Here is an 8,436-nt window from a genome sequence, read left to right as displayed (position 1 = left end):
CCAGTCAGCCTGGCGTCTACCGCATGTATGACGCGACAGGCACGGTGATCTATGTTGGTAAAGCCAAAGACCTTAAAAAACGCCTGAGCAGCTATTTCCGCACGCAGGTGGGGAGCCGCAAGACCGAAGTGCTGGTCAGCAACATCCATAATATTGATGTCACGGTCACCCATACGGAGACCGAAGCGCTGCTGCTGGAGCACAACTACATCAAGTTGTATCAGCCGCGCTACAACGTGCTGCTGCGCGATGATAAGTCGTACCCCTATATTTTCCTTAGCGGCGATCCGCATCCGCGCCTGGCGATGCACCGCGGTGCCAAACACGCCAAAGGCGAATACTTTGGTCCGTTTCCCAACGGCTATGCGGTGCGTGAAACCCTGGCGCTGCTGCAAAAGGTGTTTCCGATTCGCCAGTGCGAGAACAGCGTCTACCGCAACCGTTCGCGCCCGTGCCTGCAGTATCAGATTGGCCGTTGCCTCGGCCCCTGCGTCGCCGGCCTGGTGAGCGAAGAGGAATATGCGCAGCAAACCGACTATGTGCGGCTGTTTCTGGCCGGTAAAGACGATCAGGTAATTAATCAGCTGGTGCAGCGTATGGTGCAGGCCAGCGTGGGCCTGCGCTTCGAAGAGGCGGCGCGCCTGCGGGACCAGATTCAGGCGGTGCGGCGGATTACGGAGAAACAGTTCGTCTCCAATCAGGGCGATGATCTCGACGTGATGGGCGTGGCCTATGACGCCGGCATGGCCTGTCTGCACGTGCTGTTTATCCGGCAGGGCAAAGTGCTGGGCAGCCGCAGCTATTTCCCGAAGGTGCCCGCAGACACGGAACTCACCGAAGTGGTGCAGACGTTTGTCGGACAGTTTTATCTGCAGGGCAGCGAAGCGCGTACCTTACCGGCGGATATCCTGCTGGACTTCAATTTGCCTGAGCGGGAGCTGCTGGCCGCGTCATTGAGCGAACTGGCCGGGCGCAAAGTCAGTATTCAGAGCAAACCGCGCGGCGACCGTGCGCGCTACCTGAAGCTGGCGCGCACCAATGCCGCCACGGCGCTGACGACGCGGCTGGCGCAGCACTCGACCATTCAGCAGCGTCTGGCGGCGCTGGCGGCGTTCCTCAAACTGGAGCAGATTAACCGCATGGAGTGTTTCGACATCAGCCACACCATGGGCGAACAGACCATCGCGTCCTGCGTGGTGTTCAACCGTGACGGCCCGCTGCGCGCTGACTATCGCCGCTACAACATTGAAGGAATTACCCCCGGTGATGACTACGCGGCGATGAATCAGGTGCTGCGCCGTCGTTACGGCAAGGCGCTGGAACCGGAAAAGATCCCGGATGTGATCCTGATCGATGGTGGTAAAGGGCAGCTGGCGCAGGCGCAGCAGGTGTTTGCGGAACTGGATGTGCCATGGGATAAAAACCGGCCGATTCTGCTCGGCGTGGCAAAAGGCAGCGACCGTAAAGCCGGCCTGGAAACGCTGTTCTTTGCGGCGGAAGGCGAGGGCGTTTCGCTGCCGCCGGACTCGCCGGCGCTGCATGTTATCCAGCACATTCGTGACGACGCTCACAATCACGCAATTTCGGGCCACCGGAAAAAACGCGCCAAAGTGAAGAACACCAGCGCGCTGGAGAGCATTGAAGGCGTCGGACCCAAACGGCGTCAGCAGCTGCTGAAGTACATGGGCGGCCTGCAACCGCTGATGAATGCCAGCGTCGATGAGATCGCTAAAGTACCGGGTATCTCCTTCGCCCTGGCGGAAAAAATCTACTACTCGCTGAAACACTAACATTGAAACAGGGTGGGCAATGTAGGAACATACGTTAAATCCTACTCACACCAGACAGTTACTGGCATATGCAATTTAACATTCCGACGTGTCTTACCCTGTTTCGAGTTGTTCTGATCCCGTTCTTCGTGCTGGCGTTCTATCTGCCATTTCACTGGGCTCCCTTCGCGACGGCGCTGCTGTTTGTCATTGCTGCGGTCACTGACTGGTTTGATGGCTTCCTCGCGCGTCGCTGGAAGCAGACAACACGTTTTGGTGCCTTTCTCGATCCGGTCGCTGACAAAGTGATGGTGGCGATGGCGCTGGTGCTGGTCGCCGAGTATTTCCACGCCTGGTGGATCACGCTGCCGGCCGCCACCATGATCGCGCGTGAAATCATTATCTCGGCCTTACGTGAGTGGATGGCGGAGATTGGCAAGCGCAGCAGCGTGGCGGTGTCGTGGATTGGCAAAGTGAAGACCACTGCGCAGATGCTGTCGCTGGTGGCGCTGCTGTGGCGTCCGGACGCGACCGTAGTCGGCGTTGGCGTGGTGGCGTTGTACATCGCAGCGGTGCTGACTTTCTGGTCAATGTTCCAGTATTTAAGCGCGGCACGCGGCGATTTGCTCGATAGCTGATCGATGCGATTTAAAAAGCAGCAAACGGACGCAGTGTGTGGATAATTTTATTGACTCGTTGCGTCAGATAAGTAGAATGCATCGCATCGAACGGCAGCAAGGCTGCAAGAAGCTGAATAAAATCAGCAAGTTCGGTGAAGCATAAGCAAATGCGGGAATAGCTCAGTTGGTAGAGCACGACCTTGCCAAGGTCGGGGTCGCGAGTTCGAGTCTCGTTTCCCGCTCCAGATATTGCAATACGTCACGTCGCAGACGGCTTGCACCTCAGATTAAAAGGCGCGTTGGCAGAGTGGCCATGCAGCGGATTGCAAATCCGTCCACCTCGGTTCGACTCCGGGACGCGCCTCCAGTTTAAACCCTGCCCGGGTGGTGAAATCGGTAGACACAAGGGATTTAAAATCCCTCGGCTTATGGTCGTGCGGGTTCAAGTCCCGCCCCGGGCACCATATTTAATACCGAATAAAATCAAAGCAATAAGTAGCAATGTCGTGACCGCCCAAGGGCGGTTTTTTTGTGCCTGAAAAATAAAAACGGGACATAACGCCTGTCCCGCTAATCTCAATCCTGAGGCTGGCCGACCGGGCCTTCGCCTTCGCTGGCGCCAGGTACTGACTGCTTGCTGGGCGCATGTGGACGGCCGTCACTGCCCACCGCGTCGCTGTGTTGCATACAGCCGGCCAGGGTAACCAATGTCATTGCCGCTAAGGCTGCCTTCATCAAACCACTCATCTTGCTCTCCTCCTGTTACGAACCGCGTAATCGTTAACGCACTGAGAAATAAGCAAAGCCACGAATCCGCCTTTACGCAAGCGAAGCGCGTACAGTTTTCTTCTTTACTCTTAGCGGTCCTGCGCCAGCGTTTCAACACGACGTCGGTATTCTCCCGGTGTGCAGCCAAACTCACGGACAAACGCTTTGTGAAAGGATGATTCGCTGGCGTAGCCGACGGCCAGAGCGATGTTGATTAACGGGGCTGTTTCGCGCGCCAGTCGCTGAGCGGCCAGCTGCAGACGAAGGGCGGTGAGCACGGCCAGCGGCGTGGTAGCGCTGAGCTGGCGGAACAGCAGCGCGAATGAGGCGCGGGACATAAACACTTGCTGAGCCATGGCTTCTACCGTCCACGGCCTTTCCGGCGCGGCGCACAGTTGGGTGATTAAAGGGCCAAGACGTGGATGCAGAGCCAGGGAGAGTAAGCCAGGTTGCGCTGCGTGAGTTGAGAGCCCATGACGCACCGCCAGTGTGAACAGGCTGCCAATCTGCTGGCTGCGAAGTGCGGCATCACCAGCAGCTGGCAGTGCGTTAGCACTCTGGGTGATGAACGGCAGCACCGCAGCCAGCCAGCGACCATCGCTGCTTGTGGGTTCGGGGGCCAGCATTAGCACTTCGGGCAGGGCGGTGAGGAAAGCATGCGCCGACGCGGGCAGTTCCAGCAGGCCGCATACCAGTTGGGTTGGCTGCGTATGGCGCTGATAAATACGATGCGCGGCGTTTTGCGGCAGAAATATGACGCTGCCAGCATTGAGTTCGACACCCGCAGTGACGGGCATATCCAGCATGACCGGGCCACCTGTGACCGTATGCCAGCGCACTGCGCACAGGTGCCCGGCGCTGTGCGGCAGTTGCCACTCACCGCTCAGCACGCAGTTCTTATCTATGCTGCCCTGCGGGTTATGCAGCAGCAGCTGTTGACTCAATGGATCCATCTGTTTTTTCCCTTTTCCCTGAGCTGCCCGCTTGATTCAGACGCAAAGACAAAAATATCAGCGTTGCGGCGAAATACGGCGCGGCAGCAAACCGTAAGCTTTGGGTGATGACTATTTTTGACGCTTATGGAGAACATCATGAACCATTATCAGGCAGCAATCATCGGCTTTGGTAAAGCAGGTAAAACGCTGGCGGCGGCTCTGGGGCGCGCCGGATGGCGTGTCGCGATCATCGAAAAATCCCGCGTAATGTATGGTGGCACCTGCATTAATGTTGGCTGTATCCCAACGAAAGCACTGGTACACGATGTGCAACATCATGCCAGTTTCAGCGAGGCCATGCAGCGCAAAGCTGCAGTAGTGGAATTGTTGCGTGAGAAGAATTACCTCAACCTGGCCGCCATTGCGCAGGTCGATATCATTGATGGTGAGGCGGAATTTGTGGATGCCCACACGCTGAAAATCACCTCCTCGCAGCAGGTCAGCCAGATTCATGCTGAGCGAATTTTTATCAATAGCGGTGCCGAAGCGGTGTTTCCCGTGCTGGAAGGCTTAGTTGCCGGACCGCGCGTGGTTGATAGCAGCGGTATCCTGAATTTAACGCAACTGCCGCAGCGGCTGGGGATCCTTGGCGGCGGTTATATTGGCGTTGAGTTTGCTTCCATGTTTGCCGGTTTTGGCAGCGAAGTGACGTTGTTTGAAAGTGCACCGCAATTTCTGACGCGGGAAGATGATGATATCAGTGCGGCGATAGCCAGGATCCTGCAGGAGCAGGGCGTTAAGCTCGAGCTCAACACTGCATTACAGCGTGTGACCAGCGGTCGCGACAGCGTGACGCTGCATACCGCACAGGGCGATCGTGAAGTCGATGTGCTGCTGGTCGCCACGGGCCGTCGCCCGGCGACGAAGGCACTGAAACTGGAAAACGCGGGGGTGGTGACCGATGCGCGCGGCGCGGTGCGCGTCGATAAACAGCTTAAAACCTCTGTGGATCATATCTGGGCGCTGGGCGATGTTACCGGCGGGCCACAGTTTACCTATATTTCGCTTGATGATTTCCGCATCGTTTACGATCAGTTGCTGGGTAAGGGCACGCGCACCACCGAAGATCGCGTTAACATCCCGTATTCCGTGTTTATGACGCCTGTGTTATCACGTATTGGTTTGACTGAAGCGCAGGCGCGCGCGCAGGGGCGGGATATTCAGGTGGTGACACTGCCGGTCGCCGCGATTCCGCGTGCGCGCGTTGTTGACGACACCCGTGGCATGCTGAAAGCCGTAGTTGATAATGGCAGCCAGCAGATTCTCGGCGTGGCGCTGCTGGCTGCGGACTCGCATGAAGTCATTAACATCGTGAAAACGGTAATGGATGCCGGGCTGCCGTATAGCGTGCTGCGTGACCAGATTTTTACCCACCCAACCATGAGCGAATCGCTCAATGATCTGTTTTCCCTGGTAAAATAATGACGAACAGGACGCCTGCACCGGGCGTCCCGATCGCACATCTAGCCGAGATTGCCGCTCAGGCGATCGCGGAAATCGCTGCTGCGGTTATCCAGGCCGGTGAAGGTGACGCTGGCGCCGTGCCGCTGGTAGCGGTACTCAATGGCGTCGAGCGCCGCCACGCTGGAGGCATCCCAAATCTGCGCGTGGGTCAAATCGATGGTGACGCGCTGCGGATCGTGGCCGTAGTCAAAATGCTCAAACAGATCGTTGCTGCTGGCGAAAAACAGCGGGCCACGTACCGTGTAGTGCACATGCTCGCCATCGTCACTCAGCTGGCGCTCGGCATGGATCACGTGAGCGATGCGGCGCGCAAACAGCATCATGGCCAGCATCACGCCCACCAGCACGCCAAGCGCAAGGTTACCGGTCCACACCGTGACGGCGACGGTCAGCACCATCACCAGCGTTTCCGACCACGGCATGCGTTTCAGCGTGGCCGGCTGCAGGCTGTGCCAGTTCACGGTTTTCACCGCGACCACCATCATAATGCCCGCCAGCACCACCATCGGAATCTGCGCCATGATCTGGCTCAGACCGGTGACCAGCAACAGCAGCACCAGCGCTGCGGCCACGGTGGACACCCGGGTACGCGCCTTGCCCAGCTCAACGTTAACAATGGTCTGGCCGATCATCGCGCAGCCGGCGATACCGCCGTAAAAGCCTGCCAGAATATTGCCGACGCCCAGCGCCCAGGATTCACGCCGCTTACCGGAAGGCGTATCGGTCATGTCATCCACTAGTTTGGCGGTCAGCAGGGATTCCATCAGGCCGACGAAGGCGACCGACAGCGCGGTGGGCCAGACAATCTGCAGCGTCTGCAAATTAAGCGGCACCAGCAGGGTATTGAAATCCGGCAGGCCGGCGCGCATTGGCCCTTCATCGCCGACGTTGGGCACGCGATAGCCCAGCAGCAGCGCGACAGCGGTGACAGCCACGATAGCCACCAGCGGCGAAGGCACGCTCTTAAGCACTTTGGGCAGCAGCAGCACGATGGCCAGCGTGGCGGCGAACAGCAGCCACACCAGACCCGACTGGCCCCAGACGTGCGGCACCTGCGCAAAGAAAATCAGTATGCCCAGCGCGTTAACGAAGCCGATCATCACCGAGCGCGGAATATAGCGCATCATGCGCGACAGCCCGGCAAGGCCGAAAATGATTTGAATCATACCGCCGAGGATCACTGCCGGCAGAATGTACTCCACGCCATGTGCGTGCACCATTGGTCCGATCACCAGCGCGACGGAACCGGCCGCCGCGGTGACCATTGCTGGCCGTCCTCCCAGAATCGACAGCGTCAGGCACAGCACCACCGAAGCGACAAGGCTGACTTTAGGGTCGACGCCGGCAATCACGGAAAACGAAATCACTTCCGGTATCAGCGCCAGGGCGGTAATCACCCCGGCCAGGCACTCGCGGGTGAAAAGAGAAGGTGAACGCAGCACACGTGCGACCGTGATGTCGCTCGCTGTGGCAGCGGGGCGATCGGCAGTTTGACTCATCTGTTGCAGGCTCTTTTATTGGATGCGCATGCCGTCACGGCATAGCAATATTTAATGGAAAAGTTAACGCGGGCGATGTTACCGGGGGATGACGCGAGGCGCCAGTAAAACGGGGCGATAAGGTTGATTCCATCCCTGGAATCCGCTGCGGCTACAGCGAAAAATCATCCGGGGTCTGGTGAACCACCAGTTCCAGCAGGTGACGGTAGATATCCAGCTGGACGACATCGGCTTCCTGCTCCAGCCGGCCAATCAGGGCGGCAATAATCGCCTTATTGGTCACCGGCATACCGCTGTGCAGGATTTCAGCAATCAGATGGCCTAAGACTTCCATCTCATTGGTTTCACTGTTAACGGCCTGTTTGAAATTGTCAGCGAGGACATCGCTGCTATTGACGGCATTTTGCATGTGTAAGCCCTTAAGATTGGCTGATGGCCCAGCGGCCAGCACAACCAGGAAGAAATATTTCCGCGCGGACAGGCGCGAAAAACCTGACTCACCACCCAACACAAAAAGACACCTCTGAAGGTGGAAATCCACAACACCTTCAGAGGCGACGCAACTGCATCATTCGTTACCGAATCGTTAACCGATTCATGGCGGCTAAAGTTATACAGTAACCCCTAATCTGTACAAGCGGCGGCTTGTGCATTTCGTGCTGATCAGGCTAATTTACTCAATATTATAGGGTATTTTGCCGAAAAAAGTTATACAGGCAAGCTGTACACACGGCCTGATCGGGCCTTTTTGCGACTTAAGTGAAACTGGTAATCTGCGTGCAGCACGACTAAATTTGCTGATGTAAGCAAACTTTTCATTCGCACGTCGCTTAGCTTATAATAACCCTCCCATTTAGTTAGAACTCTAACCATTAGGCCACTACGCTTTGACTGACCATCCACAACCGTTTTCCCGTCTGTTGCATCTTACTGCCCATGCGTGGCGGCTGGCGGTTGATCGTCGCCTGAAAGAGAGCGGTTTGAGTATGAGTAGCTGGCTGGCAATTGCCAGCATAGCGACCGCCAGTGAACCGCCGACGCAAAAGGCGCTGGCACAGCTATTGGGGCTGGAGGAAGCCAGTGTGGTGCCGCTGGTCGATCGGCTGGTGAAACAGCAGCTGCTGGCACGGGTGCAGCCAAAGGAAGATCGTCGCAAGCGCCTGCTGGTGTTAACCGAGCAGGGCGGCGAGGCGTTCGCTACGGTGAAAACGCAGGCGGATGCGCTGCGCGCCCAGCTGCTGGCCGATATCGATCCCGCCGCGCTGGCAGTGACCGAAAACGTGTTGCAGCAGCTGCTTGAACGCTTAGGAAACGTATAGCC

General features: G+C 57.5%; 8 protein-coding genes and 3 tRNA genes. 7 read left to right on the top strand and 4 right to left on the bottom strand.

The genetic code is table 11. The features are described 5' to 3' along the window. From uvrC to QMM04_RS06805, 5 genes are all read left to right on the top strand, one after another. A partial coding sequence (gene uvrC, locus QMM04_RS06825; RefSeq protein ID WP_282995868.1) for an excinuclease ABC subunit UvrC occupies nt 1–1,790 on the top strand: 1,790 nt, incomplete at its 5' end. 68 nt (nt 1,791–1,858) lie between these two features. Then, a complete protein-coding gene (pgsA, locus tag QMM04_RS06820) occupies nt 1,859–2,407 on the top strand; it encodes a CDP-diacylglycerol--glycerol-3-phosphate 3-phosphatidyltransferase (RefSeq protein ID WP_021508275.1) in 549 nt (182 codons plus the stop codon). 151 nt (nt 2,408–2,558) lie between these two features. Beyond that, nucleotides 2,559–2,634, top strand: a tRNA-Gly gene (locus QMM04_RS06815). 48 nt (nt 2,635–2,682) lie between these two features. Further along, nucleotides 2,683–2,756 (top strand) — tRNA-Cys (locus tag QMM04_RS06810). Nucleotides 2,757–2,767: 11 nt separating this feature from the next. Beyond that, a tRNA-Leu gene (locus QMM04_RS06805) sits at nt 2,768–2,853 on the top strand. 112 nt (nt 2,854–2,965) lie between these two features. Here QMM04_RS06805 and QMM04_RS06800 read toward each other — a convergent pair. Both QMM04_RS06800 and QMM04_RS06795 read right to left on the bottom strand, forming a co-directional pair. Then, nucleotides 2,966–3,136, bottom strand: coding sequence for a hypothetical protein (locus QMM04_RS06800; protein WP_058759704.1), 171 nt, complete (start codon nt 3,134–3,136; stop codon nt 2,966–2,968). Nucleotides 3,137–3,246: 110 nt separating this feature from the next. Further along, the gene (locus tag QMM04_RS06795) at nt 3,247–4,110 is read right to left on the bottom strand and encodes a helix-turn-helix domain-containing protein (protein ID WP_282995867.1); all 864 of its coding nucleotides are present in this window, start codon (nt 4,108–4,110) and stop codon (nt 3,247–3,249) included. 138 nt (nt 4,111–4,248) lie between these two features. On the opposite strand from QMM04_RS06795, the gene rclA reads away from it, so the two are divergent. Next, nucleotides 4,249–5,574 carry a reactive chlorine resistance oxidoreductase RclA gene (gene rclA, locus QMM04_RS06790; RefSeq protein ID WP_282995866.1) on the top strand — a complete coding sequence of 442 codons (1,326 nt, stop codon included), beginning with the start codon at nt 4,249–4,251 and terminating at the stop codon, nt 5,572–5,574. A 41-nt stretch (nt 5,575–5,615) separates the two neighbouring features. Here rclA and QMM04_RS06785 read toward each other — a convergent pair whose 3' ends face one another. Both QMM04_RS06785 and QMM04_RS06780 read right to left on the bottom strand, forming a co-directional pair. After that, nucleotides 5,616–7,115 (bottom strand): SulP family inorganic anion transporter, encoded by a 1,500-nt coding sequence (locus tag QMM04_RS06785; protein ID WP_211726477.1) that lies wholly within the window; start codon nt 7,113–7,115, stop codon nt 5,616–5,618. Nucleotides 7,116–7,266: 151 nt separating this feature from the next. Further along, nucleotides 7,267–7,524, bottom strand: coding sequence for a biofilm/acid-resistance regulator YmgB/AriR (locus QMM04_RS06780; RefSeq protein ID WP_282995865.1), 258 nt, complete (start codon nt 7,522–7,524; stop codon nt 7,267–7,269). A gap of 478 nt (nt 7,525–8,002) precedes the next feature. Here QMM04_RS06780 and QMM04_RS06775 point away from each other — a divergent pair, with 478 nt between their 5' ends. Next, nucleotides 8,003–8,434 carry a MarR family transcriptional regulator gene (locus QMM04_RS06775; protein ID WP_282995864.1) on the top strand — a complete coding sequence of 144 codons (432 nt, stop codon included), beginning with the start codon at nt 8,003–8,005 and terminating at the stop codon, nt 8,432–8,434. Nucleotides 8,435–8,436 lie beyond the last annotated feature (2 nt).

The sequence above is a fragment of the Pantoea sp. Pa-EAmG genome (assembly GCF_030024295.1).
Classification (GTDB): Bacteria; Pseudomonadota; Gammaproteobacteria; order Enterobacterales; family Enterobacteriaceae; genus Pantoea; species Pantoea dispersa.
This window is presented reverse-complemented; position numbering and strand designations above follow the sequence as displayed.